Genomic DNA, 25,972 nt, shown 5'->3' with positions numbered 1-25,972 from the left:
CCTGGGAATCTTGTACACGGGGGTTCAACTCCCCGGGCAGTTTCCTTTAGGATGTGATTTTCTGACCAGTTGATCAAAAATGGGGAATCGCCATGACTTTGAAAGATGCAGCTCTGTCTGTCCGGGAAAAAGCCTATGCGCCTTATTCCAACTTCAAGGTTGGGGCGGCGATCCGGTCCGCAGATGGTGCGGTCTATTCCGGCTGTAACGTGGAAAATGTGGCGTATCCCGAGGGCACCTGTGCCGAGGCCGGAGCTATCGCCGCGATGGTCGCTGCGGGCGAACAGGAACTGTCCGAGGTCTATGTCGTCGCTTCAAGTCCGCAACCGGTGCCGCCGTGTGGCGGTTGCCGGCAAAAGCTGGCCGAATTTGGCAAGCGGGACGTAAAGGTGACGCTGGCTACCGTGGATGGCGCCGAGTTTGTAACCACGATTGGGCAATTGCTGCCGGGCGCTTTCGACGCCTCGCACATGGAGGACGTCTGACCCCATGGACGCCCGTTCGATCATTGCAAAACTGCGCCGGAACGAAGTGCCGACCGGAGATGAGCTGAACTGGTTCGCGCAAGGACTGGCCGATGGCGGTGTCAGCGACGCTCAAGCGGGCGCTTTCGCCATGGCCGTCTGCATGGGCGGATTGGGCACCAAAGGGCGCGCCGATCTGACGATCGCAATGCGCGACAGCGGTGACGTGCTCAGCTGGGATTTCGATGGCCCGGTAATTGACAAACACTCGACCGGTGGAGTGGGAGACAGCGTAAGCCTCGTGCTCGCCCCTGCACTGGCTGAGATGGGGGCGTATGTCCCTATGATCTCGGGACGGGGTCTGGGTCATACTGGCGGTACGCTGGACAAGCTTGAGGCCATTCCCGGCGTCAGCACCCAGATCGGTCAGGACCGCCTGAGGCAGATTTTGCGGGATACAGGCGCGGCCATTGTCGGGGCCACGGGGCAGATCGCACCGGCAGACAAACGCCTTTATGCGATCCGTGATGTGACGGCGACCGTTGAAAGCCTGGACCTGATCACAGCGTCGATCCTGTCCAAGAAACTGGCCGCCAGCCCCGAGGCTTTGGTGCTGGACGTCAAGGTCGGTAGCGGCGCGTTTATGAAAACGTTGGAGGATGCGCGCAAATTGGCAAAGGCCCTGTCGGAAACTGCGAATGCAGCAGGCTGCCGGACCTCGGCGGTCATCACCGATATGCACCAACCTTTGGTGCCTGCGCTGGGCAATGCGTTGGAAGTGGCCGAGGTGATGAAGGTCATGACGCAAGACCCCTATGCCCCACTGGCCGAAATCTCGGCCGAGTTGGGCGGGGTTCTGCTGGCGGATGCCGGGATGTTCGCAACCGCCGAAGAAGGGCGCGACAAGATCACGGATGTCATCCGCGACGGTCGCGCGGCGGAACGCTTTGGGCGTATGATGGCAGCCGTAGGCGCGCCGCTGCAGTTTGTTGAAAACTGGTCCCGGTACTTGCCAGAGGCCAGCGTGATCCTTGAGGTTCCGGCACCGACCAACGGACACATCACTGCCATTAACGGTGAGGCGCTGGGCCTGACAGTTGTTGCACTGGGCGGCGGACGGCAGGTTGAAGACGACGTCATCAACCCGGCCGTGGGTCTGTCTGACATCGTCCGGCTGGGCGACAAAGTCGAGAAGGGCGCGCCTTTGGCGGTAATCCACGCTTCGCGGGAAGATGCCGCGCGGCGGGCCGCCCAGAGCGTTCTCAGCGCGATCACGATAGGTGCCGATGCCCCGGCAGAGCCCACTCTTGTCCACGAAAGGATTACGTCGTGACCCGCGCGTTTCTTGTGGTGATGGACTCGGTTGGCATCGGCGGCGCGCCGGATGCTGATCGGTTTTTTAATGGCGATGTGCCGGACACGGGTGCAAACACACTTGCCCATATTGCACAGGCCTGCGCCGAAGGGCGGGCTGAAGACGGGCGCTCAGGCCCGCTGCACCTGCCAAACTTAGATGCGCTAGGACTGGGGGCCGCAACGCGGTTGGCATCGGGGTCGGAAACGCCGGGGTTAGAGGTCGATCCGTCTGGGCGCTGGGGATGCGCGAGAGAGCATTCACTAGGCAAGGACACGCCTTCGGGCCACTGGGAGCTGGCCGGTCTGCCGGTGCCTTGGGACTGGCACTATTTCCCTGATACCACGCCAACCTTCCCCGTCGACTTAAGCCGGGCTGCGGCCCAGGCGGCGGGAACAGACGGTATTCTGGGTGATTGTCACGCCTCGGGCACGATCATTATCGCCGAACTAGGGGCCGAGCATATGCGGACGGGTCGGCCGATCTGCTACACCTCTGCTGACAGCGTTTTCCAGATCGCGGCACATGAGGAGAGCTTTGGCCTCGACCGCCTGCTGGATATGTGCAGGGCGCTTGCCCCGCGGTTGCATGAGAGGAAAGTGGGTCGGGTCATCGCGCGACCTTTCACAGGCTCACCCGATCGGGGCTTTGCCCGCACCACCAACCGAAAGGATTTTGCCATCCTGCCGCCGGCGCCGGTTTTGACCAATTGGGTGCAGGATGCAGGACGCCGCGTCCATGCGGTGGGCAAGATCGGCGACATTTTCTCGATGCAGGGGATCGACACGCTGCGAAAAGGGTCGGATGCCGAGTTGATGGGCCACTTGTCCGATTTGGTCGATCAGGCCGACGAAGGCAGCCTGACCTTTGCCAATTTTGTTGAATTCGACAGCCTCTATGGCCACCGCCGCGATATCAGCGGCTATGCCCGCGCGCTAGAATGGTTCGACCGCGAAATCGGTTTGATTCTGAACAAGTTGCGCCCGGGCGATCTTATGCTTTTGACCGCCGATCACGGCAATGATCCCAGTTGGATCGGCACCGACCACACACGCGAACAGGTGCCCGTTCTGATCGCGGGGCAAGGTGCGGGTCGAATCGGGGCAGTCGATTTTGCCGATGTCGCTGCAAGTATCGCACACCATCTGAACATTCCGGCACAAGGGCCGGGGAAGAGTTTTCTATGACCGTCGCAGACCTACCCAAAATCGAGTTGCACCTGCACCATGAAGGGGCAGCACCGCCTGAATTCATCCGCCAGCTTGCGCATGAAAAGCGCATAGACCTGAGCGGTATTTTTAAATCAGACGGAAGTTATGACTTCCGCGACTTCGCCCACTTTCTCAGTGTCTACGAGGCCGCCTGCGAAGTGCTTAAATCACCCGAGGATTTCCGTCGTCTGACTTTGGCCATTCTGGAGGAAAGCGCTGCGAATGGGGTGGTCTATTCGGAAACCTTCCTCAGCCCTGATTTCTGCGGCGGCGGGGATGTGCACGCCTGGCGTGACTATCTGAACGCCATTCAGGACGCGGCGGACGAGGCTGAGCGCAAGTTCGATATCACCTTGCGCGGCGTTGTCACGTGCGTCCGGCATTTCGGACCCGAACAGGCGAAACAAAGCGCCTATTGCGCAGCGGAAACCGCCGGTGACTGGATCACCGGCTTCGGAATGGGCGGCAATGAGGGCGTCGGGACGCAGGGCGATTACAAATGGGCCTTTGAATGCGCCCGCGAAGCTGGGCTGCGCCTGACCACCCATGCCGGAGAGTTCGGCGGCCCCGAAAGCGTACGCGATGCTGTACGGGACCTCGGTGTCGAACGGGTCGGCCACGGCGTGCGGGCTATCGAGGACGACGATCTGATCCGGGAACTTGTCGACCGCGAAGTCACGCTTGAAATCTGCCCCGGTTCCAACGTGGTTCTGGGCCTGTTTCCCGATTTTGCGGCACATCCGATTGCCCGGTTGCGCGATCAGGGCGTGAACGTCACAGTTTCCACCGACGATCCGCCGTTTTTCCATACCACCATGCGGCGCGAATATGAGATGCTGCATCAGGCCTTTGGCTGGGACGCCGAGGATTTTGCAGCCCTGAACGACACTGCCTTGAACGCGGCCTTCTGCGATGATGGCACCCGCGAACGGGTCAAGAAAAGACTGGAGAGAACATGAGCGAACACCTGACCGTCGTTGACCACCCGCTGGTGCAGCACAAACTGACGCTCATGCGGGACAAGGGCACCTCGACCGCTGTTTTCCGACAGCTGCTGCGCGAAATAACGTTGCTGCTGGCTTATGAGGTCACGCGTGAACTGAAGCTGACCACCCGGCACATCGAAACCCCAATGGAGGAAATGGACGCCCCCATTCTGGCCGGTAAAAAGCTGGCCTTGGTGTCCATCCTGCGGGCGGGAAATGGGATGCTGGACGGTGTGCTGGAACTGGTCCCCTCGGCCCGTGTCGGGTTTGTCGGGTTGTATCGCGACGAAGAAACGCTGAAACCGGTTCAGTATTACTTCAAAGCGCCCGAAGGCTTAAAAGACCGTCTTGTCATTGCCGTTGACCCAATGTTGGCCACCGGCAACAGCTCGGCCGCAGCGATTGATCTGCTGAAAGAGGCAGGGGCGACCGATATCCGCTTCCTTTGCCTGCTGGCCGCGCCCGAAGGCGTCGCCCGCATGAAAGAGGCGCATCCTGACGTGAACATCGTCACGGCGTCGCTGGATCGCGAGCTGAACTCAAAAGGGTATATCATGCCTGGGTTGGGCGATGCCGGCGACCGGATGTTCGGCACCAAGTAATCGGTTTACTCGCCACAGATATTCTGCAGCCGGACCCAATCGCGGTCCGGCAGCACTTGCGGCAGCGGGCGCCCGGCCATCGGGTCAGCCTCGATCAGGCCCAGAGTGTCTTCCCCCGTGATATCCACAGCATAGGCATATGGCGTTGAAGGCAGCGCCGCCTGGGCAAAAACCTCTAGCAAAGCTTGATCGGACAAAGTTGGACGCGGTTCTGACAAGACCTGTTCGGTATAGGCGTCAACGATCTCGGGCGTCAGCTCTCCGGTTGTTAGCAGGCGGAATGCCGTGGTTGGACCGGTTCGGTCCAGTACCTCGTCCAAGGGATCCTGTGCGGCGGCCCGCGCGCGTTCGGCAATGATGTAACCGGCGGCGATGGATGGGTCCTCGTGATCTTCAACCAATGAGCGGTTCAACAGAATGATCCCACCAGGCAGGCCGAGGCTTGTTTGCACCCCCGCAGGAAGAATAACGACCTCTCGCACGCCGGTTCGGGCTGCCAGTTGGTCCAACGCAGCCTGCGCATCCTCTGAGGTGCACGAAACACCCGAAACCCGTTCAATTCGGTGCAGGATCGCATCCCCGATATCGTATCGCTTGATCTCGGGGACAACAGAAACGACGTGGTTTTGCAGTGCGGCCGGAACCCAAAGCAGCAATAGTGCGGCAACTGCAGCAACCACACCCGCAACACTAAGCCAACGCAACCGTCCAGGATGCGGGCGCGACCGATCAATTGCCTTTTGCAAACGGTCGATCGCCGCGATCATCGTGGTCTCTGTTTCTTCCAGCTCCAGCGTTTCGTCGGGGTCGCCGTCCGGGTTGAAGATTGCGGGATAAAGTCCGGGGTTCTGTCGTTCCAGCGCAGCCAATGACCAATGGGTCAATGCGCGGTCGTTGAAATCAGAAATCGTCAGCGTTGCTTCGCCAATCGACACCACAACCTCGCGCCGCTGCACGTCGGGCGAGGGGCGCCACAGACCGGTGGCTTCGATCCGTTCGTACTGTTTCAGAGCCGTCATCAAGGTGAAGTTTGCTCGTTATTATTTTGCCCCAGCTTAACATGGTAAATTCAAAGGGCGCAAACCAGTTGCGCCGTCTGCGGTAAATGTGCTGGATACAACGGCGCGCGAAGGATCGGCCTGTCGTGCTCCACTGTTATGCCGAGGTAAATGATGCAGGCGGACACTCAGACGTCACCCATACTGGCATCGGTGCTGATGATTAGCGCGATGGCCATCATCGGGGTGATAGACAACGTGGTGATCCTGTTGGCGGATACGGTTGGTCTGTGGCAATTCCATCTGAGCCGCGCGCTGCTGATGTTGCCGCTGATCTTTGGTCTGTCGCTATTGGGGCTGGGCAGCATGCGCCCGAAACGATTTGGCCCGGTGATTCTGCGCAGCGTACTGATCACCCTGGCCATGTTGTTCTATTTCGCGTCGCTTGCGGTCATGCCGATTGCGCAAGCGCTGGCCGGGTTGTTCACATCGCCGATCTTTGTCCTGTTGATCTCGGCCCTGGCAATGAAACAACGGATTGGTCCTTGGCGGATCGTTGCGGTTCTGCTGGGGTTTGCAGGGATCCTGTGCGTGCTGCAGCTTGACCCCCACGATTTTGATTCCCGCAGCCTGTTGCCAGTGGCAGGGGGCCTGTTCTACGCGTTGAGTGCGGTTATCACTCGCAGCCATTGTTCTGATGAAAGCACCGTCGCGCTGCTGGCTGCGATGATCATCACGCTGGGGTCGGCCGGTGCGATCGGCCTTTTGATTCTCGAGCTGTTTCCGATGGCCGTGTCGGACGGTCCCGACGGTTTCGCCGCGCGGGGTTGGGTCTGGCAGATGCAACCAGCATTGCCGTGGATCGCAATACAGGCGGTTGGTTCCACTATTGCCGTCTTCATGTTGATCAAGGCCTATCAGGTGGGCGAGCCGTCCTATGTCGCGGTCTTTGAATACTCGGTCATGATATTTGGTCCGCTTTTTGCCTTTGCGGCTTTCGGGCAGGCGATCGGGCCGATGCAGATTGCCGGGATTGGCTTGATTGCAATCGCAGGTGCCCTGTTGGGATGGCGTGCAGGTCGCGAGGCTGCCCGGCCAGAACCGGTTTAGCCGTATCCTGAGGCCAGCCATTTGTTTTGGGTGGGCAAGCGGGGATCATTCAGACCGGATACCGATGGGTGTCACATGACCCGCGCGATTTCAGCCGACGGGCTCAGACAGATTCGGCGGCATGGATGACCGCTGGTGTTAATTATAGTTTCCAAAAATCTGCCAATTTTTACCAATTGCGCAGTGTTGTTCAAAGAATTGTTGTTTTTCACGGCTTTAAGAACCCAAATTGGGCGGCAATGTGTCTAAACTAAGTCGCCCATGGTTAAGTCGTGCTAGTCGTTAAGAGTAGTTGTTTTTGTGTCAGAAATGGGTGCGACACGTGTTAAATGTACAGAGTGTTTTGAATTATGAGGCCGTTCCGAACCATCAAGTGCAGGACAACCCTGCGGTTTCGCTGAATGCGCGTCGGGGTGGTTTTGTCCACGGAACTAAGATCGCGACGGATCGCGGTTGGCAGCCTGTTGAAGGACTGCGAGTAGGCGATCTGATCCGCACGATGGACAACGGGTTCAGGGAAGTCTCGCGGGTTGCGACGGATTGCATAGCAATCGCCGCCAGCGAGTCCAGGTCGGAAAACTTACCTGTCCGCGTGCCGTCGAACACTTTGTACAACGGCGATCCGGTCTGGTTGATGCCAGAGCAGGGCGTGGCGTTGGACAACACCAAGTTGAGCCAGGGACCGATCACGCTGCCGATCAGCATGCCCGTGGTGCCTGCGCGGGTTCTCAGTGGAACGTTTCGATTTTCGTCCAGCGCGCCATCATTGTTGTTTGAGGTTTGTTCGTTGTTCTTTGAACAAGACGAAGTGATCTACATTGAGGGCGGCCTGCGTGCCTTTTGTCCTGCGGGCCGCTTTGGGTCGAACAGCCGGCCCGCGAACGCCTCATACAAGGTGGTCGATGCTGAGCGGACCGAAGATCTGATCGACATGGTCGCGCATAGCAGGGATATAGCAGTGCTTGCAAACTCACTGGGCGCGCTACCGGCGCCGATCATGCAGAACCCGATATTTCCGGCGCGGCCTGTTATGGGCGCGCGACGTCCTGGGCGGCCGGGGCGGCCTGCTCCGATATTCTAATTTATTTAAAGCTATTGATTAAAGAATGGCGCTGGCGCGGTAACCCGCACCAGCGTCCATTTATTTAGGCAGCTTTTGCTTCGGGGTCAAAGCGACCATAGAAGCTCTGGCCTTTCTCAGCCATCTCTCGCAGCAGCGGCGGGCAGGCGAAACGTTCGCCATACTGTGCCGTCAACTGGTCGCAACGCTCGGCGGCGTAGGGCGTGCCGATGATGTCCAGCCAGCTGAGCGGACCACCCGACCATGGCGCAAAGCCCCAGCCAAGGATCGCACCTACGTCGCCTTCGCGGATGTCCTCCAGAACGCCTTCTTCCAGCGCGCGGACCGCTTCCAGAACCTGCGCGAACATCAGTCGTTCCTGCACTTCGATCAGGTCAGGCTGGTCCTCGGCATGCGGGTACTTCTCCTGCAGACCCTTCCAGTACTCGGTGCGCTTGCCCTTTTCGTCATAGTCAAAGAAGCCCGCGTTTGCTTTGCGTCCCAGGCGACCCTCTTCCTCCATCCAGAAGATCAGATCATCGCCGGGGCTTTCCGGATAGGCATCGCCCATCGCGGCCTTCGTAGCGCGTGCAATCTTGGCGCCCAGATCAATCGAGGTTTCATCGTTCAGCTGGATTGGCCCAACGGGGAAGCCCAGCTGACGCGCGGCGTTGTCAATCAGCACAGGACTGACGCCCTCGGTGATCATGCGCAAACCTTCGTTGATATAGGGGATGATGCAGCGGTTGGCGTAGAAGAAGCGTGCGTCGTTGACCACGATCGGCGTCTTGCGGATTTGGCGGACATAGTCCAGCGCCTTGGCCACCGCGCGATCGCCGGTTTCCTTGCCCTTGATGATCTCGACCAGGAACATCTTCTCGACTGGCGAGAAGAAGTGGATGCCGATGAACTGATCCGGGCGCACGGATGCCTTGGCCAGATCCGAGATCGGAAGGGTCGATGTGTTCGAGGCAAAAATGCAATCGTCAGGGATGATCGCCTCGACCTTTTTGGTCATCTCGGCCTTTACGCCCACGTCTTCAAACACGGCTTCGATGATCAGGTCACAGCCTTTGAGGTTGTCCAGATCCGGCGTCGCGGTGATGCGACCCAGCATGGCCTCTTTCTTTTCAGCGGTGACCTTACCGCGCTTCATACCCTTGTCCAGGTAGCTCTCGGTATAGGCTTTGCCTTTATCCGCGGCCTCTTGGTCACGGTCGATCAGAACCACTTCCATACCGGCTTGAGCTGAGACCAGCGCGATACCGGCACCCATCATGCCCGCGCCCAGAACGCCGATCTTCTTGACCCGCTGATCGGGCACGCCTGCGGGGCGAACGGCACCTTTTTCCAGCGCTTCCTTGTTCAGGAACAGCGAACGGATCATCGCGCCCGAGGAGGGGTTCATCAGCACGGATGTGAACCAGCGCGCCTCGATCTTCAGCGCAGTGTCGAAATCAACCAGAGCACCTTCATAGACCGCGCTCAGCAGAGCTTTGGCCGCAGGGAACGCGCCTTGGGTCTTGCCGTTCACCATCGCCGACGCACCGACGAAGTTCATGAAGCCAGCAGGGTGGTAAGGCGCGCCGCCGGGCATCTTATAGCCCTTCGCATCCCACGGCTTGACGATGTCTGCGTCCTTGGCGTTCAGCACCCATTCCTTGGCTGCGGCCATCGGGTCGGCTGCGATCTCGTCAATATAACCCGCGCCCTTGGCTTTCTTGACGTCCAGCATTTTGCCTTCCAGCAGCAGCGGAGCGGCGGCAATCGCGCCAACCTTGCGGACCATCCGCGTGGTGCCGCCTGCGCCGGGGAAGATGCCGACCATGATCTCGGGCAAGCCGTATTTTGCCTTGGGGTTCTCGGCCGCAAAGATGCGGTGCGTGGACAGCGGCAGTTCCATGCCAATGCCAGCAGCGGTGCCAGGCAGAACGGTGGCAATCGGCTTGCCGCCCTTCTTGGTCTTGGGGTCCATGCCCGCCATCTCGATCTTGCGCAGCAGGGCGTGCATATCCATCGTGCCTTCGAACAGACCTTTGGCAGGGTTGTCGCCTGCTTGCTCTTTCATCACGGCCAACAAATTCAGGTCCATGCCACCGGCGAACGAGCCTTCTTTGCCCGAAGTGATGATAATGCCTTTGACGTCTTCATCAGCCAGCGCCTGATCGACCAGATCGCTCAGTTGCGCCAGCCCGTCAAAGGACATCACGTTCATGGTTTTCCCGGGCACATCCCAAGTAATAATGGCGACGCCGTCTGCGTCTTTGCTCAGAGTGAAATCAGTCATTGTCATCTCCAATCTGGTCAGCCGTCAGCGGGCTGCCATCTTTGCGGGTGAAGGCGAATCCGTTCTCATCATCCTTCACCATCATGTCTATGTCGCTGTAATAGCCGGTCTCGGTCGGGGTCCGTGTGCCCACCACCAGAAAGGTCGCGGGCGCATCGGTTTTGTTCACAAGGTGGTGGCCGTTGGCCTCACCTGCTGGCCAAGCGGCGCAATCGCCGGGCTGCATCTCATGCTCACCATCATCATCGATCAGCACACAGGTGCCGTTGAGCATGATAGCAAATTCGTCCTGCTCCATGTGGTAATGGCGCAGCGAAGACATGCCTTGCGGCTCAAGCCGCACGATGTTGACCCCGTATTGGGACAGACCGCCTGCATCACCCACACGCTGGACGAAACGACCTGCGGTCGCCTCAGCCAGTTTGCCAGGATAGGACGAGCCGCCCTGAAACGGGATCTGAGAGAGATCCAGCTTGGGCATCAGACGCGCTCGATGATCGTCGCTGCACCCATGCCGGATGCAATGCAGAGCGTGGCCAGACCGGTTTCCTTGTCCTGACGCTCCAGCTCATCCAGCAGAGTGCCGATGATCATCGCACCGGTTGCGCCCAGCGGGTGGCCCATGGCGATCGAACCGCCGTTGACGTTGACCAAACCGGGGTCGACATCAAACGCCTGCTGGAAACGCAGAACGACTGAGGCAAAAGCTTCGTTCACTTCGAACAGGTCCAGATCACTGATCTTCATACCGTTGTCGGCCAGAATCTTCTCGGTCACCGGTACCGGGCCAGTCAGCATGATGGTCGGGTCGGTACCGATCTTGGCGGTTGCCTTGATGCGCGCGCGCGGCTTGAGGCCGTATTTCTCGCCGAATTCCTTGTTGCCGATGAGAACCGCCGCCGCACCATCCACGATGCCCGAACTGTTGCCCGCGTGGTGGATGTGGTTGATCTTTTCCAGATGCGGGTATTTCAGCATCGCCACCTTATCAAAGCCGGGCATCTGTTCGCCCATCATCTGGAAGGCCGGGTTCAGGCCACCAAGGCTTTGCATGTCAGTGCCGGGGCGCATGTATTCGTCGCGGTCCAGAATGGTCAGGCCGTTCTGATCCTTGATGGTGATAACCGATTTATCAAATCGGTTGTCTGCCCATGCTTCCGCTGCGCGGCGCTGCGATTCCATCGCCAACGCGTCTGCGTCATCACGGCTAAAGCCATACTCGGTTGCAATAATGTCGGCCGAGATACCCTGCGGCACGAAATAGGTGTCCATCGCCAGCGAGGGGTCAACGGCGATTGCTGCGCCGTCACTACCCATGGCCACACGGCCCATCATTTCCACGCCACCTGCGATGTAGGCTTGGCCAGCGCCGCCCTTGACCTGGTTTGCCGCCAGGTTCACAGCTTCCATGCCGGACGCACAGAAACGGTTGATCGCCAGACCGGGGATCGACTGGTCCAGGTCCGAGGCCAGAACTGCCGAACGTGCCAGACAGCCGCCTTGCTCCATCACCTGCGTGACATTGCCCCAGATCACGTCCTCTACGGCGTGGCCTTCCAGATTGTTGCGCTCTTTCATCGCGTTCAGGGTCAGGGCGGACAGGCGCACCGAGGTTACCTCGTGCAGGCTGCCATCCTTGCGGCCCTTGCCGCGCGGGGTGCGCAGGGCGTCATAAATATAAGCTTCGGTCATGGGGTCTCTCCTTAAGCTCGATCCGACGGTTTGCCGGGCATCAGGTCATAGGGGTGTTTCCAGCCTGGCTGTTCCGACAAGCGGGTCAGCCAGGCGTCGATATGGGGCCAGTCGGCACGGTCAAAGCCGAATGGTTCAGGATAGTACAGATAGCTGCAGCAGCTGAGATCGGCGTTCGTGACGTAATCACCAACAATCCAATCGCGGCCTTCAAGATGAGTGTTCAGAACGTCATAAGCCGCTTTGAGGCGACCTTGATTGAAGGCTATAACATCAGGATTTCGGTGCTGTTCCGGCAAGAAGTTGATCAGGAAACGGGTCAAGCCAGCCATTGAGCTGAGCTTGTGATTGTCCCACAGCACCCAGCGCAGAATGTCATAGTTCTCATCCCGGTTCTTGCCGCCGAACTTGCCGGATTTCTCGGTCACATAAGCCTGAATGGCGCCCGATTGGCTGGTCCGGAAATCGCCATCGATCAGCACAGGCGCTTCGCCCATTTCATTGACTTCGGTGCGGTATTCGGGAGTACGTGTCACGCCTTTGAAGAAGTCTACAAAAACCGGCTCCCAATCCAGCCCGGACATTTCCAGGGCCAAGGCAGCCTTGTAGCTGTTTCCGCTTTCTCCGAAGCAATGAAGTTTGATTGTCATGCGATCGCCCCTCCCAAGGCGTACGGTGCGAAGTCGAAACTCGCGTATTTCGAGGAAGACAATCCGCTTGGCTGAGCGCCAAATGGCATTGTCTTGCTGAAAACACGCCCACCAGTGTGAAGGTGGCTGTGGTGTTTAACGCTTGCGGTCATCCAACTCGGAATTGAAGATACGCAGGCGATGGGTCAGGTTGTCCTCGTTGATAACGCTGTTGAAATTCTCGAACAGAAACGACAGGGCCTCTCCTTCATCCAATCCAGCATCACGCGCGAACGCTTTGAGCTTGCGATACCCGTCTTCGGTCATTGCGGCGGGAAAGCGGCGGGTTAGTCGAAAACGCTTTGGCATGTGGTTCCTCCGGTAAGCTGGGTCCGGGCAATATCGCCCGGACCCAGACTGAGATCAGAAGTTCGCCGCGTCCAGAGCCATGACCGTATCGGCACCAGTCTGAATGCGTGCCAGATGCATGCCTGTAGCAGGCAGGCGGCGCGCCATGTAGAAGCGCCCGGTGTTGATCTTGGTCTCGTAGAACTCCTTGTCCGACGCGCCGCCATCCAGCGCATCTTGCGCGGCATTTGCCATCTGCGCCCACATCAGGCCCAGGCAGACATGGCCGAACATGTGCATGAAGTCATAAGAACCTGACAGGGCGTTGTTGGGGTTCTTCATGCCTTCCTGCATGAAGTACATGCCAGCGGCCTGCAGGTCTTTGGACGCAGCCTTCAGCGGTTCGATGAAGGCCTTGTCATAGGCTTCGTCTTTGCCAGCGTTTTCCTTGCAGAATGTCTTGACCATGTCGAAGAACGCCATGACGTGCTTGCCGCCATCCTGCGCCAGCTTACGACCGACCAGATCCAGCGCCTGAACACCGTTTGCACCTTCGTAGATCATCGCGATACGAGCGTCGCGGGTGTATTGTGACATGCCCCATTCTTCGATGTAGCCATGGCCACCATAGACCTGCTGTGCCTGAACGGTCATGTCATAGCCCTGATCGGTCAGGAAGCCTTTGATGACCGGCGTGAGCAGCGAAATTAGCCCATCCGCGTCCTTGTCATTTGACCGGTGTGCTTTGTCGATCATGGTCGCGCCCCACAGGATGAACGCGCGCGCGCCCTCGGTAAAGCTTTTCTGATCCATCAGGTTGCGGCGGATGTCCGGGTGCACGATCAGCGGATCTGCGGGACCCTCGGGATTTTCTGCGCCGGTAACCGCACGCCCCTGCAGTCGGTCTTTGGCATATTCCACGGCGTTCTGATACGCGGCATCCGCCTGGCACAGGCCCTGCATGCCAACGCCCAGACGCGCTTCGTTCATCATGGTGAACATGGCACGCATGCCTTTGTTTTCCTCGCCAATAAGGAAGCCGGTCGCGCCGTCATAGTTCATCACACAGGTCGAATTGCCGTGGATGCCCATTTTCTCTTCGATCTTGCCGACCGACACAGCGTTGCGCTCACCCAACGAGCCGTCCTCGTTGACCATGAACTTGGGCACGATGAACAGCGACACACCCTTGATGCCATCGGGGCCGCCTGGAATCTTGGCCAGCACCAGATGGATGATGTTGTCGGCCATGTCGTGATCGCCGGACGAGATAAAGATCTTCTGCCCCGAAATCTTGTAGCTGCCGTCGCCCTGAGGTTCTGCCTTGGTGCGCATCAGCCCCAGATCGGTACCGCAGTGGGGCTCCGTCAGGTTCATGGTGCCGGTCCATTCACAGCTGACCATTTTGGGCAGATAGGTGTCTTTCTGCGCGTCGCTTCCGTGTGCCAGAATGGCCGACGCCGCGCCGTGTGTCAGGCCCTGGTACATTGTGAAAGCGGTATTTGAGGCCGAGAACATCTCGCCCACGGCGGTGCCAATGACGTATGGCATATTCTGGCCGCCGTATTCCTCGGGCATATCCAGACCAGTCCAGCCGCCTTCTTTGACCTGCTCAAACGCGTCTTTGAAGCCCGTGGGCGTATAAACCACACCGTTTTCCAAACGGCATCCTTCGGTGTCACCGACCACGTTCAGCGGGTGCAGAACGTTGGTGGCAACTTTGCCTGCTTCTTCCAGAACAGCGCCGGTGAATTCGGCTTCAAGCTCGCTGTACCCCGGAACGTCGGAGTCCGAGATGTTCAGAACATTGTGCAGAATGAACTGCATATCTTTGGTTGGCGCGTTGTAGACGGGCATGTGAAGCTCCCTTTAATTCATATGTCCGGGTGGTAGGCAGGCGAGGGGGTTACTCGGCAGCCTTTTTGTCTTGTTTGACCGAGGCGATGACTTTCTCGCCCCAGCGCAACTGTTCTTTCAGATCGTCGATCGCCTGGGTCAGTTCCTCACGGCGTGCTTCCATGTCTTCCAGACGCTCGCACGCAATTTCATAGGTGCGCGATATCTGCGTCATCTGTTGGTCGCCGACATGGTAAAGGTCCAGAAGTTGGCGAATTTCTTCCAGGCTGAACCCAAAGCGCTTGCCGCGCAGGATCAGTTTCAGGCGGGCACGATCACTTTTGGTGAACAGCCGTTTCTGACCTTCGCGGATCGGAAACAAAAGCTCTTTGGCCTCGTAAAACCGCAACGTGCGGGGCGTGACATCATATGTCTCGCACATTTCTCGGATGGTCATCAGATCTTCGGTCATGGTTTCAGCACTCTCGTCACTGGCGTCAATGAAAGTCAGTTGCGCAGTCGATGCGCACGTTACAACACGTAGATGACGTTCACGTAATGTGAACGCTGCGTCACAAAATAAGTTTACGTAACTGCCCCGCGCGTCAAGTCGCGGATTGCTGACTTTTTCAGGTTTAACGTAACGGAATTTGAGGGCGCCAAAACCCACAGAGAGACCTGGCGCGCCTTAAAGCACGCCCGGAGTATGCGGATGTCTTTTCGTTTTTTAGGAGCGCGACGGTGCGCCGCCGGAATCACTTTAGCGATTTGGCAGTTTGGTCGCGCATCTCGGTCAGGGCATCAATTGCCTCGTCCAATTGCTGCTTTTGCTGGTTCAATTCGACGATCTGCTTATCGGCGACGTCGACAAAAGCACGCATTTGGATCTCGTTGCCCTCATTTTCATAGATCAGCAGCCATTGCCGGATATCTTCCAGCGAAAACCCATATTTGCGGCCGCGCAGGATCAAAGTCATGCGTGCGCATTCCCGCGGACCATAAAATCGCGACCTGCCTTCCCGATCGGGTTGCAGTAATTCGATGTATTCATAGTAGCGCAGGGTACGTGGAGTCACATCGTATTCGGCGCACATCTCTTTGAATGACAAACGGTTGTCGGACATTCCTGATCTCCTCTGGCGCAGACTATGTTTTGTCAGCGGCAAGCGCAACCGGCGGGCTTGCTCTTTTGGCGGACGCGGGCTCATAAAGGGATAAACCAAAAGAACGGATTTAAGTACATGGTCGACAAAGCCGCGATTGCGCGCCAATTCATCGAGGCGATCCCGCATGCAAAGGCGTTGGGTCTTAAATTGACCTCAATCGGAAATGGCGAAGCGGGTATTACAATGCCGTACAGCGAAGAGCTTGTTGGCGATCCGCGCACCGGGGTGATTCATGGCGGTGCTGTTTTCGCCGCATTGGATACCTGTTGTGGTGCCGCCGTCATGAGCCATCCGTCGGCTCCCGGCGGTACGGCGACAATTGACCTGAGGATCGACTATATGCGGGCGGCAACACCGGGACAGACGATTACAACCCAGGCGACATGCTACCACATCACACGGAACGTCGCCTTTGTGCGCGCCACGGCGATGGACGAAGACGAAGGTCTTCCGGTGGCCACAGCGGCAGGGTCATTCACGGTGGAGGGTCTGTAATGACGCGTACTCGCCCCGAACCCGTCCAGGTCGTAAAACAACGCCGGGATGCGGCGTTGAACGCGATTGTCGATGGTGTGCCTTACATCCGGTTCCTCGACATCGGCTTTGATCGCCGCGGTGATGAACTGACTAGCGTGTTGAACTTCGACCAGAAACTGATCGGCAACCCGTTACTGCCCGCTTTGCATGGCGGCGTCACGGCGGCGTTTCTAGAAGTCACGGCCGTTATCACGCTGAGTTGGGAGTTCTTGCTGCCCAAGATCGAAAGCGGGGAACTGAATGCCAGTGATATCGCTGACTATGAAAAGGTACGTTTCCCAAAGACCGTCGATTTCACCGTCGACTATCTTCGGTCAGGCCTGCCGCGTGATGCCTATGCGCGCGCGTTCATCAGTCGGGCCGGGCGTCGCTATGCCTCTGTCCGGGTCGAGGCCTGGCAGGACAATCACGCGAAGCTCTTTGCACAGGCTTCCGGGCATTTCCTGATGCCACAGCCCACTACTGACGGAAAATAGAACGCTATGCAGGACGCTTCGGCACCCATTACGCATAAGCGGGTGCTCCGGATTGCAGCGCCGATCGTATTGTCCAATGCGACGGTGCCAATTCTGGGGGCGGTGGATACTGGTGTTGTGGGGCAGTTGGGGCAGGCGGCCCCGATAGGCGCTGTCGGCATGGGTGCCGTTATTCTGGCCACCATCTACTGGGTGTTCGGGTTCCTGCGTATGGGGACAACTGGTCTTGCCGCTCAGGCGCGCGGCGCAGGGGACACGGCGGAAACCGGTGCCTTGCTGATGCGCGGGCTATTGCTGGGCGGCGCGGCAGGTTTGTTCTTTGTCCTGACACAAGTCTGGTTGTTCTGGGGGGCGTTCGCCCTGTCTCCAGCCAGCCCCGAGGTCGAGTCGCTTACCCGCGCCTACTTGGAGATCCGTATCTGGGGAGCTCCGGCGACAATTGCTCTGTATGCGGTGACGGGTTGGCTGATCGCGGTCGAGCGCACCAAGGGTGTGTTCGTTTTGCAGATCTGGATGAACGGCCTGAACATCGTTCTGGATCTCTGGTTTGTTCTTGGTCTTGGCTGGGGTGTCGAAGGTGTCGCCATCGCGACGCTCATCGCCGAATGGACCGGATTGGCGCTTGGCCTTTGGCTGTGCCACGACGCTTTCGCTGGAAATCAGTGGCGCGACTGGCCCAGGATATTTGACCCCGCGCGTCTGCGCAGAATGATGCAGGTGAACGGCGATATCATGGTACGTTCGGTGCTTTTGACCGGTGCGTTTACCACTTTTTTGTTTGTTGGTTCCGATCTGGGGGACGTCAATCTGGCGGCAAATCAGGTGCTGCTGCAATTTCTTGAGATCACGGCTTTTGCCTTGGACGGTTTCGCATTCTCTGCCGAGGCGCTGGTGGGCAGCGCGGTCGGTGCACGTGATCGCGCCCAGGTACGGCGCGCGTCGATCATGGCCTCGCAATGGGGCGTCGGAGGTGCGTTTGCCCTGGGTCTTGTGTTTTTTCTGACCGGACCATCCCTGATTGATCTGATGTCAACCTCACCCGAAGTACGGGTTGCCGCGCGCGAGTTCCTGCTCTGGGCGGCCCTTGCGCCGGTGATCGGCGTGGCCAGCTGGATGTTCGACGGTATCTATATCGGGGCGACCTGGACCCGCGCCATGCGGCAGGCGATGATCCAGTCCGTCGCGATCTATGTGGTGGCTCTGTTCCTGCTGGTGCCGACGTTAGGTAATCATGGGCTTTGGGCCGCGCTGATGGTCCTGAACATCGTGCGCGGGGTCACGTTGGGATGGCGATACCCTAAGCTGGAAGCGCAGATCGCTTAAAGCAGCGACAGCAGGTTTTCGGGCGGACGACCAATCGCGGCCTTGTCGCCGGCAATGGCCAGAGGACGCTCGATCAGGATGGGGTTTTCCGCCATAGCCTGGATCAGGTCATCATCGGGTGTCGTTTTTGACAGGCCCAGTTCCTTGAACCGCTTTTCGCCTGTCCGCATCATCTCGATGGCCGAAATTCCCAATTGGGACAACACCGCGCGCAGCTCATCAGCCGACGGCGCATCCGCCAGATATTTGCGAACCTTGACGGTCGCACCTTTTTCTTCCAGCAACGCCAGACCTGTGCGAGATTTTGAACAGCGCGGGTTATGCCAATATTCAATCACAGCCAGTCCTCTCTTTTGCTGCCAACGGCCTCTGCGACCGAAGTGAACCCGTCTTGCGCCAGCAGTTCATCCAGACCTTGGGCTATTTCTGCGGCTAGTGAAATGCCGCCATAGACCATCGCCGTATAGAACTGCACAGCCGAAGCCCCGGCGCAGATCTTGGCATAAGCCTGCTTTGCCGTCCCGATCCCGCCAACGCCCATCAACGGGATTTGCCCGTCGGTCAACTGGCTAAGACGTGCTAGAACGCGGGTCGATTTCTGGAATAACGGTGCGCCGGACAGACCGCCTGCTTCACCCTTATGGGCACTGCGCAGACCATCGCGTGACAGGGTTGTGTTGGTGGCAATCACCGCATCCACGCCGGTTTCGCGGGCCACATCGGCAATGTCTTGCAATTCGCCTTCGGTCAGATCCGGAGCAATCTTCAGGAAGATTGGCAAGGGGCGGGGCAGTGCGTTGCGCGTCTCAATCACGCCGCTTAGCAACGCACTCAGGGCCGCCTTGCCCTGAAGATCACGCAGTTTTTCCGTATTCGGGGATGAGACGTTGACCGTGGCAAAATCCAGATGCGCGGCGCAATGGGCCAGGACCTTGGCAAAATCGCCGGGGCGGTCGTCGCTGTCTTTGTTGGCACCCAGGTTCAGGCCAATCACCGCGTCCTTTGGGCGGTCAGCCAGACGGCGGGCCATGACCTCCATGCCTTCGTTGTTGAACCCGAACCGGTTGATGGCGGCCATGTCCTGGGTCAGGCGGAACAGGCGTGGTTTCGGGTTGCCGGGCTGCGGGCGCGGGGTCACGGCACCGACCTCGATAAACCCGAACCCTGCGCGGGACAAAGGCGCAAGAACCTCACCATTCTTGTCGAATCCTGCGGCCAGGCCAACGGGATTCGGCAGGTCCAATCCCGCCACTTCGGTGCGCAACCGATTGGAGGTCACTGGACCCGGCGCGGGGGCCAATCCGGCCTTTAGCGCCTTGATCGATAATCCGTGAGCTGTCTCAGGATCCATGCGTTGCAGGGCTGCCAGCCCCAGTTTTTCAGTCAGTTTCATCCGAATGCCTCTCCGCCAATGGTAGGGGCGCATCGTATAAGGCGCGAGGTTTCGACGGCGGCTTGGCGGTGCACCACGGCCATTTGGTAAACCGGGTCCGTCACCATTTCCAGAAACGCGTGCGCTGTGGGATAGCGGGCGATGAATACCGCGTCCCAGTTTTCGTTTTGCGGGCCGATCAGTGTCGTCTGAAACACGCCGCGCCACAGGATCGAAGCGCCAAGGCGCGCTATGATCGGAGCGGTTTCCGAGCCGTACTTGCCGTAAGCCTGCGCGCCGGTCAGCCCGGCATCCACGAGTTTGTGCCCTGCGGGATACTCAGCAGCGTCGCGGAACTTCACCAAGTTCAGCATCTCGATCGGGTGGTCCCGATCAAGGTCCTTGAAGGCCTCAAACTGGGCGCGGTCCGGATCGACAAAATTGGTCATTCCATATCCTTGGGAAACTGATGAGCGGTTCCATCAAAGGGCAGGGCGCGCGACCAGACAACATCGGTCATTCGGATCTGCCGATAAAGATGCGGGAAAAGCGCGCCACCCCGCGAAACCTCCCATTTCAGGTTGTCACCCATTGCATCAGCGTCACACGCCAGCAGGGTCAGCTCTTCGACCCCGGCAAAATGTTTGGCGGCTGTTTCTGCCGCCTGCTTGGCAGTCGAGAAATGAACATATCCGTCAGAGACATCAATCGGCGCCCCGTCTGATGCGCCTTGCGCCTGTAACATGGCCCATTCATCGGCCCGAAAAATTTTGTAAATCAGCATGCGGTCGTGATGCACCGGGCCACGGGTAGAATCAAGCCGGATTTCCCCCTTTGACTCTCGGCGTTGCGCGTCGCAACATCTCCGCAATTAACAATAGGGAGTTAAACTATGCTCACCCGTCTTTTGACATCTGCCGCCGCGCTCAGCCTGACCGCAGGCATGGCATTTGCCGAGTACAAACTGACGATTCTGCACACCAACGATTTCCACTCGCGTTTTGAGCCGATCAACAAATACGACAGCGGTTGTGGTGATGAAGACAATGCCGAAGGCAAGTGCTTTGGCGGTTCCGCGCGCTTGGTCACTGCGGTCGAGGAGGCACGTGGCCGTGCCGAGAACTCGATTCTGGTCGATGGCGGAGACCAGTTCCAGGGATCGCTGTTCTATACGTATTACAAGGGCAAGGTCGCGGCCGAGTTCATGAACAAGCTGGGCTACAACGCGATGACGGTGGGTAACCACGAATTCGACGACGGACCCGAGGTTCTGCGCGGCTTTATCGACTCGGTCGATTTCCCGGTTCTGATGTCCAATGCGGATATCGCGGACGAAGAGTTGCTGACCGACAAGATCAAGAAATCCACCGTGATCGAAGTGGGTGGCGAAAAGATCGGCCTGATCGGCCTGACACCTATCGACACTGATGAGCTTGCCTCGCCCGGTCCGAATATCTCGTTCTCGGACCCGGTGCCTGCAGTTCAGGCCGAAGTCGACAAGCTAACCGGTGAAGGCGTCAACAAGATCATCGTTCTCAGCCACTCGGGCTATGGTGTGGATCAGCGCGTTGCGCAGGAAACCACCGGAGTCGACGTGATCGTAGGTGGCCACTCGAACACATATCTGTCGAACACTTCGGACAAGGCCGCCGGCCCGTACCCGACCGTCGTCAACGGCGTACAGATTGTTCAGGCCTATGCCTATGGCAAATTTCTGGGCGAGCTTAATGTGACCTTTGACGATGACGGTAACGTGGTCTCGGCTGCTGGCGAGCCGCTGATCATGGACAACACCGTTACCGAGGATCAGGCGGCTCTGGATCGTATTGCCGAACTGGCGGTACCTCTGGACGAAATCCGCAACAAGGTAGTCGCAAACTCCGCCGACGCCATCGAGGGCGACCGCGCTATTTGCCGTGTTCAGGAATGCCAGATGGGCAACCTTGTGGCCGACGCAATGTTGGCAAGAGTTGCTGATCAGGGTGTGAAGATCGCGATTGCCAACTCAGGCGGTCTGCGGGCCTCGATCGATCCGGGCGACGTGACCATGGGCGAAGTGCTGACCGTGCTGCCGTTCCAGAACACGCTTTCGACCTTTGAGATCAGCGGCCAGGGCGTCATCGATGCGCTGGAAAACGGCGTCAGCCAGGTGGAAGAGGTTAAAGGCCGCTTTCCGCAGGTTGCCGGCCTGACCTTCACCTGGGATCCGGCCGTTGCGCCGAACGAAGGGCGTATCGCTGAGGTCATGGTTGCCGACGGAGACGGGTTTGTTCCCATCGACCCGACCGCGACTTATCTGGTGGTCACCAACAACTACGTTCGCAATGGCGGTGACGGCTACAAGATGTTCTCGGGCGACGACAAGAACGCCTATGACTTTGGCCCCGATCTGGCAGATGTAACGGCGGAATACCTGGCCGAAAACGCGCCTTATACGCCCTATCTGGATGGACGGATCAAGCAGAAGTAAATCTGCTTCGATAAACAAACCAAAAGGCCGCGTTTGACGCGGCCTTTTCAGTCTTATGGTCAGAAACGGCTTGATGGTGTTCCACTCGGTATCGGCGCGGGCGACATTAACCTACAATTTCTGAAAAAGGGACAAGGCCTATGTGCGGACGGTTTGCCGTAACACTTCCCAACGATGCAATGGCGCAGCTTTTTTCGGCCCGCCCGGCTAACACTTTGCCAGCGGTGCCGAATTTCAACGTCTGCCCGACCAATCAGGTGCATGTGGTGCGCGCGGGCGAAAACGGGCGCACGCTTGATCCGCTGCGCTGGGGGTTTTTGCCCCATTGGTACAAGGGCGAAAACGCAGGACCTCTGTTGATCAACGCGCGGGCGGAAACGCTTGCCGAAAAGCCCGCCTTTCGCGCTGCATGCCGCGAACGCCGCTGCCTGATCGCCGCGACGGGGTTCTATGAATGGACCAAGACGGAACAAGGCGACAGGTTGCCATGGTACATCTTCCGTCAAGACAACGCACCGATTGCCTTTGCCGGTGTTTGGCAGGATTGGGGGCCTGAAGATGCGCGGCAGGGCACCTGCGCCATCGTCACGACGCCGGCCAACCGTCACCTCAGCGCGATCCATCATCGCATGCCTTTGATTCTGGAACCCGATGACTGGCCGCTGTGGCTGGGGGAGGCCGGAAAGGGGGCCGCGCGTCTGATGCAGCCGGGGGACGAAGATGTCCTCAGCTATCATCGCGTCAGCCCGACCGTGAATTCGAACCGCGCCAGCGGGCCGGAATTGATTGAACCGATCGAAGTTTAGCCCTGCCTTTTCATTCACGGCTTTGCGGGATAGACCTCTGACATGGTTCTGAAATTCGACAGTTTGCCCGATCTGTATGCGCATGAATTTGACACGGTGATCGACGTGCGCAGCCCGGCGGAATTTGACGAAGACCACCTTCCCGGCGCCATCAGCCTGCCTGTTCTGGACAACGAAGAACGCGCCCGCGTCGGCACAATCTATGTTCAGGAAAGCCCCTTTCTGGCGCGCAAACTGGGGGCCGCGCTGGTGTTTCGGAATGCGGCCAATCACATCGAGAACAGCCTGTCCCATCATGAAGGAGCATGGCGACCTTTGGTGTATTGCTGGCGCGGTGGGCAAAGATCGGGTTCGTTCACATGGATGCTACAACAGATCGGCTGGCGGGCCGAAGTGGTCGAGGGTGGCTATCGCACCTATCGCCGGTTGGTGAAACGGTATCTCTATGATGATCCGCTGCCGCATCACCTGATTGCGCTGGATGGATATACCGGCACGGCGAAGACCGAACTTTTAGTGCATCTTGCGGCTCGCGGCGTTCAGGTTCTGGATCTAGAGGGGCTGGCCAACCACCGTGGGTCCTTGCTGGGTGATATGCCCGGTGGCCAACCCAGCCAAAAGGCGTTCGAGTCCGCCCTGTCCGCTGCGCTATGTCGTCTGGACATGTCGCGCCCTGTGGTGGTCGAGGCGGAGTCGTCCAAAATCGGGTCTCTGATCTTGCCGCCGACGCTTTGGGCGGCCTTGCGTCAAGCCCCTCGCATCCAGATAACAGCCACCGTTCAGGCGCGTTCGGACTACTTGGTATCCGCCTATGATGACGTTCTGTCGGACTCTGACCGCCTGCGCGACCGCCTTTCCCCGCTGCGGTTCCACCGCGGGCATGACGTGGTGGACGGTTGGCTGGACATGATTGACGCTGGTGACAAACGCGCACTGACTCAGGCATTGATCGAGCAGCACTATGATCCTGCATATGCCAAATCTGCCCGAGTGCGCAGATCAGACGTTATCGCGAACATCCATGCGTCGGCGTTGGATCATGCTGGCTTGTCTGCAACAGCAGCGCAGATCGAAGCCATCCTGGATCAGGTTTGAACCCGAAGCCCCGGTGCATCGGTCATGTGCCCAATGATTACGGCAGGATACCCCACTTTGCGCAAAGCTTCGCAGATCTTCTGTGCCTGATCCGCTGCTACCGCGGCCAGTAGGCCTCCGGCGGTCTGAGGATCATACAGCAGGTCAGCTTTGCCGCCCGTCGGTAATTCGAGTGTAATCGCGCGATTGTCTTCGAACAGTGTTGACCGGATGCCCTGCGCGGCCAGTTCCCACGCTCCATCCATTACCGGAACTGCCCCTAGATCTAGGTTGGCACCGCAACCCGAGGCCTCGGTCATGCCCAGCAGGTGCCCCGCCAGACCAAATCCCGTTACATCGGTCATCGCATGTGCATCTGCCAATACTTCTGAAGCCCGGCCTTGTGGCTGCACCATATGTGCAAGGCCCACCGCAACCCATTCGCCTTTTGCTGCGCCCGCCATCTCTGCCGCCATCAGAACGCCACTGCCCAATGGTTTGGTCAGGATCAAGGCATCACCGGGTGTCGCGCCGGACAGTGTGATTGGGTCGTCGTCGCACAGACCGGTCAGGGTGAACCCGATCGTCATCTCGTCACCCATCGAGCTGTGGCCGCCTACAATTTCGGCCCCGGCGGTACGGATGACGTCGCTGGCCGTTGCCATGATCTCGGCCATGGTGCGACGCTGAAGGGTTGGCGACATGCGGGGCAGGATGATCGTTGCCGTAGCGGCTTGTGGGCGGGCTCCCATAGCCCAGATATCCCCGAGCGCGTGAACCGCTGCAATGCGCGTCATCAAGGCGGGATCGTCCACGAAGCCGCGCAGATGGTCCGAGGTCATGACCTGCCGGGCACCCCCGGTCTGTAACAGGGCAGCATCATCGCCGGGCAGTGGTGTCACATCCGCACGAACTGGGGCTGGCAGATCGGCAAGCGCGGATTGCAACGCGCCGCGCCCAACCTTGGCACCGCAGCCCCCGCACATGGGTTTGTCGCCCAAGGCTTCGGTCAAACCGGCCGCGTGATGGCGGGGCAAGGCCGGAGGCTTCATCTGCGGCAGGTTGCGAAACTTGTCCATAAAACTCTGGTCGATGTGGTTCTTCCATTTCCACATCAACGACCCGCTGAACGAGGTCCCCAGCCGCTCCCCCAATGCCGACTTGCCGCCCAGCGAAATGAGCTTGAGGTAATCCTTTTGCGGCTCATACCGTCGCATGGCACCGGACCCTAGAGCGGCCCTTAGGTTTTGGTACAAGACGGGGGCCTCGCGCACCGCGTAAACTCCGGCTTTGGGGCGCGGGTTTTCAGTCAGATGTGCGCAGTCACCCGCCGCAAAAATGGTAGGGTCGCTGGATTGCAAATGCGCGTTGACGCGGATGAAGCCGTCCTGAAGATCCAGCCCTGTATGCGCGATCCAGTCATAGGGTTTTGCACCGGCTGCACCGGTCACAAAGCTGGCCGGGATTTGGCGGCCATCCCGCAATGCGACGTGATCCTGAGCGATGTGCGAAATATCTGCCTGTTCGATCACTTCGATGCCCAGATCAGCCATCGCTTTGCGAATGGTCTGCGCGGACTTGGGATGGGTCGCCGTCAGGGCATGTGCGTTGTCAATCAGGGTCAGGTGCGCGGTGCGCCCCTTGGTGCGCAAGGCAAAGGCCATAGCCATGATGAGCTCGGCCCCGGCGACCCCACCGCCAATCACCGCGACCGTAGCATCACCTGATCCTTCCAGGTACTCTGCCCATCTGGCAGCAAACGGACCCAGCGGTTTGGCCGGAACCGCATGCTGGTCAAAGCCGGGCAGGGTGGGCATGTCCGATGTAATACCGACATTGACCGATGCTACATCAAACGCCACCGGAGGACGGTCTGGCACATGAACCTCGCGCCGGTCTGGGTCGATGCCGGAAACCGCGCCCAGAATGATCCGCGCGCCGGCAAAGCGGGCTAGTTTGACCAGATCTATGTTCAGGTTCTGACGTGCGTAGTGCCCGGCGACAAAGCCCGGCAGCATCCCCGAATATGGCGCCGTGGGACCGGGGTTGATCACCGTCACCCGTGCGCCGGGCAGGGGGTTCATGCCACACTTGCGCAGCAACAAAGCATGGGTGTGACCGCCGCCGATTAGAACCAGATCGCGGGTTAGGGGCAGCGGTGGGTGGTGCAT

General features: G+C 58.9%; 27 protein-coding genes. 13 read left to right on the top strand and 14 right to left on the bottom strand.

All coding sequences use genetic code 11. The features are described 5' to 3' along the window. Window positions 1-92 precede the first annotated feature (92 nt). The 5 genes from AC2FLA_RS17100 to upp are packed head-to-tail and all read left to right on the top strand — an operon-like array spanning window position 93 to window position 4,617. Window positions 93-485: a cytidine deaminase gene (locus AC2FLA_RS17100; protein ID WP_496723775.1), complete on the top strand. Its 393-nt coding sequence runs from the start codon at window positions 93-95 to the stop codon at window positions 483-485. 4 nt (window positions 486-489) lie between these two features. Further along, window positions 490-1,797 carry a thymidine phosphorylase gene (locus tag AC2FLA_RS17095; protein WP_496723773.1) on the top strand — a complete coding sequence of 436 codons (1,308 nt, stop codon included), beginning with the start codon at window positions 490-492 and terminating at the stop codon, window positions 1,795-1,797. Beyond that, window positions 1,794-3,005, top strand: coding sequence for a phosphopentomutase (locus AC2FLA_RS17090; protein WP_496723771.1), 1,212 nt, complete (start codon window positions 1,794-1,796; stop codon window positions 3,003-3,005). The genes AC2FLA_RS17095 and AC2FLA_RS17090 overlap by 4 nt, the downstream gene beginning before the upstream one ends. Continuing rightward, complete coding sequence (locus AC2FLA_RS17085) at window positions 3,002-3,988, top strand: adenosine deaminase (protein WP_496723770.1); 987 nt, start codon at window positions 3,002-3,004, stop codon at window positions 3,986-3,988. Before AC2FLA_RS17090 ends, AC2FLA_RS17085 begins: the two co-directional genes overlap by 4 nt. Then, the gene (gene upp, locus AC2FLA_RS17080) at window positions 3,985-4,617 is read left to right on the top strand and encodes a uracil phosphoribosyltransferase (RefSeq protein ID WP_058274218.1); all 633 of its coding nucleotides are present in this window, start codon (window positions 3,985-3,987) and stop codon (window positions 4,615-4,617) included. Before AC2FLA_RS17085 ends, upp begins: the two co-directional genes overlap by 4 nt. Window positions 4,618-4,622: 5 nt before the next feature. Here upp and AC2FLA_RS17075 read toward each other — a convergent pair whose 3' ends face one another. After that, window positions 4,623-5,636, bottom strand: coding sequence for a hypothetical protein (locus AC2FLA_RS17075; RefSeq protein WP_496723768.1), 1,014 nt, complete (start codon window positions 5,634-5,636; stop codon window positions 4,623-4,625). Between the two features lie 153 nt (window positions 5,637-5,789). Here AC2FLA_RS17075 and AC2FLA_RS17070 point away from each other — a divergent pair, with 153 nt between their 5' ends. Further along, window positions 5,790-6,725: a DMT family transporter gene (locus tag AC2FLA_RS17070; RefSeq protein WP_496723766.1), complete on the top strand. Its 936-nt coding sequence runs from the start codon at window positions 5,790-5,792 to the stop codon at window positions 6,723-6,725. A 322-nt stretch (window positions 6,726-7,047) separates the two neighbouring features. Then, the gene (locus tag AC2FLA_RS17065; protein WP_496723764.1) at window positions 7,048-7,806 is read left to right on the top strand and encodes a Hint domain-containing protein; all 759 of its coding nucleotides are present in this window, start codon (window positions 7,048-7,050) and stop codon (window positions 7,804-7,806) included. A 64-nt stretch (window positions 7,807-7,870) separates the two neighbouring features. On the opposite strand, the gene AC2FLA_RS17060 is transcribed toward AC2FLA_RS17065, so the two are convergent. The 8 genes from AC2FLA_RS17060 to AC2FLA_RS17025 form a co-directional block, all read right to left on the bottom strand. Then, on the bottom strand, window positions 7,871-10,072 hold the full coding sequence (locus tag AC2FLA_RS17060; protein WP_496723762.1) for a 3-hydroxyacyl-CoA dehydrogenase NAD-binding domain-containing protein: 2,202 nt from the start codon (window positions 10,070-10,072) through the stop codon (window positions 7,871-7,873). Next, window positions 10,065-10,553: a cupin domain-containing protein gene (locus tag AC2FLA_RS17055; RefSeq protein ID WP_496723760.1), complete on the bottom strand. Its 489-nt coding sequence runs from the start codon at window positions 10,551-10,553 to the stop codon at window positions 10,065-10,067. Before AC2FLA_RS17055 ends, AC2FLA_RS17060 begins: the two co-directional genes overlap by 8 nt. After that, window positions 10,553-11,764, bottom strand: coding sequence for an acetyl-CoA C-acetyltransferase (locus AC2FLA_RS17050; protein ID WP_472724145.1), 1,212 nt, complete (start codon window positions 11,762-11,764; stop codon window positions 10,553-10,555). The genes AC2FLA_RS17055 and AC2FLA_RS17050 overlap by 1 nt, the downstream gene beginning before the upstream one ends. A gap of 11 nt (window positions 11,765-11,775) precedes the next feature. Further along, window positions 11,776-12,414: a glutathione S-transferase family protein gene (locus AC2FLA_RS17045; protein ID WP_496723758.1), complete on the bottom strand. Its 639-nt coding sequence runs from the start codon at window positions 12,412-12,414 to the stop codon at window positions 11,776-11,778. A gap of 135 nt (window positions 12,415-12,549) precedes the next feature. Continuing rightward, window positions 12,550-12,762: a hypothetical protein gene (locus AC2FLA_RS17040; protein WP_496723756.1), complete on the bottom strand. Its 213-nt coding sequence runs from the start codon at window positions 12,760-12,762 to the stop codon at window positions 12,550-12,552. Between the two features lie 54 nt (window positions 12,763-12,816). Further along, window positions 12,817-14,598, bottom strand: coding sequence for an acyl-CoA dehydrogenase C-terminal domain-containing protein (locus AC2FLA_RS17035; protein WP_496723754.1), 1,782 nt, complete (start codon window positions 14,596-14,598; stop codon window positions 12,817-12,819). 49 nt (window positions 14,599-14,647) lie between these two features. Further along, the gene (locus AC2FLA_RS17030) at window positions 14,648-15,049 is read right to left on the bottom strand and encodes a MerR family transcriptional regulator (protein ID WP_058274210.1); all 402 of its coding nucleotides are present in this window, start codon (window positions 15,047-15,049) and stop codon (window positions 14,648-14,650) included. 283 nt (window positions 15,050-15,332) lie between these two features. After that, window positions 15,333-15,701, bottom strand: coding sequence for a MerR family transcriptional regulator (locus AC2FLA_RS17025; protein WP_113790288.1), 369 nt, complete (start codon window positions 15,699-15,701; stop codon window positions 15,333-15,335). A gap of 117 nt (window positions 15,702-15,818) precedes the next feature. On the opposite strand from AC2FLA_RS17025, the gene AC2FLA_RS17020 reads away from it, so the two are divergent. From AC2FLA_RS17020 to AC2FLA_RS17010, 3 genes are read left to right on the top strand one after another with little or no spacing between them, the layout of a single operon-like run. Further along, a complete protein-coding gene (locus tag AC2FLA_RS17020; RefSeq protein ID WP_496723751.1) occupies window positions 15,819-16,238 on the top strand; it encodes a PaaI family thioesterase in 420 nt (139 codons plus the stop codon). After that, a complete protein-coding gene (locus AC2FLA_RS17015; RefSeq protein WP_496723749.1) occupies window positions 16,238-16,756 on the top strand; it encodes a PaaI family thioesterase in 519 nt (172 codons plus the stop codon). The genes AC2FLA_RS17020 and AC2FLA_RS17015 overlap by 1 nt, the downstream gene beginning before the upstream one ends. A 6-nt stretch (window positions 16,757-16,762) precedes the next feature. Then, window positions 16,763-18,079 carry an MATE family efflux transporter gene (locus tag AC2FLA_RS17010; RefSeq protein ID WP_496723747.1) on the top strand — a complete coding sequence of 439 codons (1,317 nt, stop codon included), beginning with the start codon at window positions 16,763-16,765 and terminating at the stop codon, window positions 18,077-18,079. Here AC2FLA_RS17010 and arsC read toward each other — a convergent pair. The 4 genes from arsC to AC2FLA_RS16990 are packed head-to-tail and all read right to left on the bottom strand — an operon-like array spanning window position 18,076 to window position 20,235. Next, window positions 18,076-18,417 carry an arsenate reductase (glutaredoxin) gene (arsC, locus tag AC2FLA_RS17005; protein WP_496723745.1) on the bottom strand — a complete coding sequence of 114 codons (342 nt, stop codon included), beginning with the start codon at window positions 18,415-18,417 and terminating at the stop codon, window positions 18,076-18,078. The two genes, AC2FLA_RS17010 and arsC, sit on opposite strands and share 4 nt — an antisense overlap. Further along, complete coding sequence (locus AC2FLA_RS17000; RefSeq protein ID WP_496723743.1) at window positions 18,414-19,472, bottom strand: quinone-dependent dihydroorotate dehydrogenase; 1,059 nt, start codon at window positions 19,470-19,472, stop codon at window positions 18,414-18,416. The genes arsC and AC2FLA_RS17000 overlap by 4 nt, the downstream gene beginning before the upstream one ends. Beyond that, window positions 19,469-19,900 carry a DUF1330 domain-containing protein gene (locus AC2FLA_RS16995; RefSeq protein ID WP_496704985.1) on the bottom strand — a complete coding sequence of 144 codons (432 nt, stop codon included), beginning with the start codon at window positions 19,898-19,900 and terminating at the stop codon, window positions 19,469-19,471. Before AC2FLA_RS16995 ends, AC2FLA_RS17000 begins: the two co-directional genes overlap by 4 nt. Then, window positions 19,897-20,235 carry a DUF952 domain-containing protein gene (locus tag AC2FLA_RS16990; RefSeq protein WP_496723741.1) on the bottom strand — a complete coding sequence of 113 codons (339 nt, stop codon included), beginning with the start codon at window positions 20,233-20,235 and terminating at the stop codon, window positions 19,897-19,899. The genes AC2FLA_RS16995 and AC2FLA_RS16990 overlap by 4 nt, the downstream gene beginning before the upstream one ends. Window positions 20,236-20,343: 108 nt before the next feature. On the opposite strand from AC2FLA_RS16990, the gene AC2FLA_RS16985 reads away from it, so the two are divergent. From AC2FLA_RS16985 to mnmH, 3 genes are all read left to right on the top strand, one after another. Continuing rightward, window positions 20,344-21,921 carry a bifunctional metallophosphatase/5'-nucleotidase gene (locus AC2FLA_RS16985; protein WP_496723739.1) on the top strand — a complete coding sequence of 526 codons (1,578 nt, stop codon included), beginning with the start codon at window positions 20,344-20,346 and terminating at the stop codon, window positions 21,919-21,921. Window positions 21,922-22,061: 140 nt separating this feature from the next. Further along, a complete protein-coding gene (locus tag AC2FLA_RS16980; protein ID WP_282119933.1) occupies window positions 22,062-22,727 on the top strand; it encodes an SOS response-associated peptidase in 666 nt (221 codons plus the stop codon). Between the two features lie 42 nt (window positions 22,728-22,769). Beyond that, window positions 22,770-23,822 carry a tRNA 2-selenouridine(34) synthase MnmH gene (gene mnmH, locus AC2FLA_RS16975; protein WP_496723737.1) on the top strand — a complete coding sequence of 351 codons (1,053 nt, stop codon included), beginning with the start codon at window positions 22,770-22,772 and terminating at the stop codon, window positions 23,820-23,822. On the opposite strand, the gene selD is transcribed toward mnmH, so the two are convergent. Then, a complete protein-coding gene (gene selD, locus AC2FLA_RS16970; protein ID WP_496723736.1) occupies window positions 23,813-25,972 on the bottom strand; it encodes a selenide, water dikinase SelD in 2,160 nt (719 codons plus the stop codon). The two genes, mnmH and selD, sit on opposite strands and share 10 nt — an antisense overlap.

This window comes from Ruegeria sp. CDSA033 (assembly GCF_059612305.1).
Note: the sequence above shows the minus strand (reverse complement) of the source record. Positions and strands in the feature narration are given on the sequence as shown.

Coding starts and splice junctions, on each gene's coding strand:
- AC2FLA_RS17100 (WP_496723775.1), top strand. CDS start 93: ATGACTTTGAAAGATGCAGCTCTGTCTGTCCGGGAAAAAGCCTATGCG.
- AC2FLA_RS17095 (WP_496723773.1), top strand. CDS start 490: ATGGACGCCCGTTCGATCATTGCAAAACTGCGCCGGAACGAAGTGCCG.
- AC2FLA_RS17085 (WP_496723770.1), top strand. CDS start 3,002: ATGACCGTCGCAGACCTACCCAAAATCGAGTTGCACCTGCACCATGAA.
- upp (WP_058274218.1), top strand. CDS start 3,985: ATGAGCGAACACCTGACCGTCGTTGACCACCCGCTGGTGCAGCACAAA.
- AC2FLA_RS17075 (WP_496723768.1), bottom strand. CDS start 5,636: ATGACGGCTCTGAAACAGTACGAACGGATCGAAGCCACCGGTCTGTGG.
- AC2FLA_RS17070 (WP_496723766.1), top strand. CDS start 5,790: ATGCAGGCGGACACTCAGACGTCACCCATACTGGCATCGGTGCTGATG.
- AC2FLA_RS17060 (WP_496723762.1), bottom strand. CDS start 10,072: ATGACTGATTTCACTCTGAGCAAAGACGCAGACGGCGTCGCCATTATT.
- AC2FLA_RS17055 (WP_496723760.1), bottom strand. CDS start 10,553: ATGCCCAAGCTGGATCTCTCTCAGATCCCGTTTCAGGGCGGCTCGTCC.
- AC2FLA_RS17050 (WP_472724145.1), bottom strand. CDS start 11,764: ATGACCGAAGCTTATATTTATGACGCCCTGCGCACCCCGCGCGGCAAG.
- AC2FLA_RS17045 (WP_496723758.1), bottom strand. CDS start 12,414: ATGACAATCAAACTTCATTGCTTCGGAGAAAGCGGAAACAGCTACAAG.
- AC2FLA_RS17040 (WP_496723756.1), bottom strand. CDS start 12,762: ATGCCAAAGCGTTTTCGACTAACCCGCCGCTTTCCCGCCGCAATGACC.
- AC2FLA_RS17035 (WP_496723754.1), bottom strand. CDS start 14,598: ATGCCCGTCTACAACGCGCCAACCAAAGATATGCAGTTCATTCTGCAC.
- AC2FLA_RS17030 (WP_058274210.1), bottom strand. CDS start 15,049: ATGACCGAAGATCTGATGACCATCCGAGAAATGTGCGAGACATATGAT.
- AC2FLA_RS17025 (WP_113790288.1), bottom strand. CDS start 15,701: ATGTCCGACAACCGTTTGTCATTCAAAGAGATGTGCGCCGAATACGAT.
- AC2FLA_RS17020 (WP_496723751.1), top strand. CDS start 15,819: ATGGTCGACAAAGCCGCGATTGCGCGCCAATTCATCGAGGCGATCCCG.
- AC2FLA_RS17015 (WP_496723749.1), top strand. CDS start 16,238: ATGACGCGTACTCGCCCCGAACCCGTCCAGGTCGTAAAACAACGCCGG.
- AC2FLA_RS17010 (WP_496723747.1), top strand. CDS start 16,763: ATGCAGGACGCTTCGGCACCCATTACGCATAAGCGGGTGCTCCGGATT.
- AC2FLA_RS17000 (WP_496723743.1), bottom strand. CDS start 19,472: ATGAAACTGACTGAAAAACTGGGGCTGGCAGCCCTGCAACGCATGGAT.
- AC2FLA_RS16995 (WP_496704985.1), bottom strand. CDS start 19,900: ATGACCAATTTTGTCGATCCGGACCGCGCCCAGTTTGAGGCCTTCAAG.
- AC2FLA_RS16990 (WP_496723741.1), bottom strand. CDS start 20,235: ATGCTGATTTACAAAATTTTTCGGGCCGATGAATGGGCCATGTTACAG.
- AC2FLA_RS16985 (WP_496723739.1), top strand. CDS start 20,344: ATGCTCACCCGTCTTTTGACATCTGCCGCCGCGCTCAGCCTGACCGCA.
- AC2FLA_RS16980 (WP_282119933.1), top strand. CDS start 22,062: ATGTGCGGACGGTTTGCCGTAACACTTCCCAACGATGCAATGGCGCAG.
- mnmH (WP_496723737.1), top strand. CDS start 22,770: ATGGTTCTGAAATTCGACAGTTTGCCCGATCTGTATGCGCATGAATTT.
- selD (WP_496723736.1), bottom strand. CDS start 25,972: ATGCACCACCCACCGCTGCCCCTAACCCGCGATCTGGTTCTAATCGGC.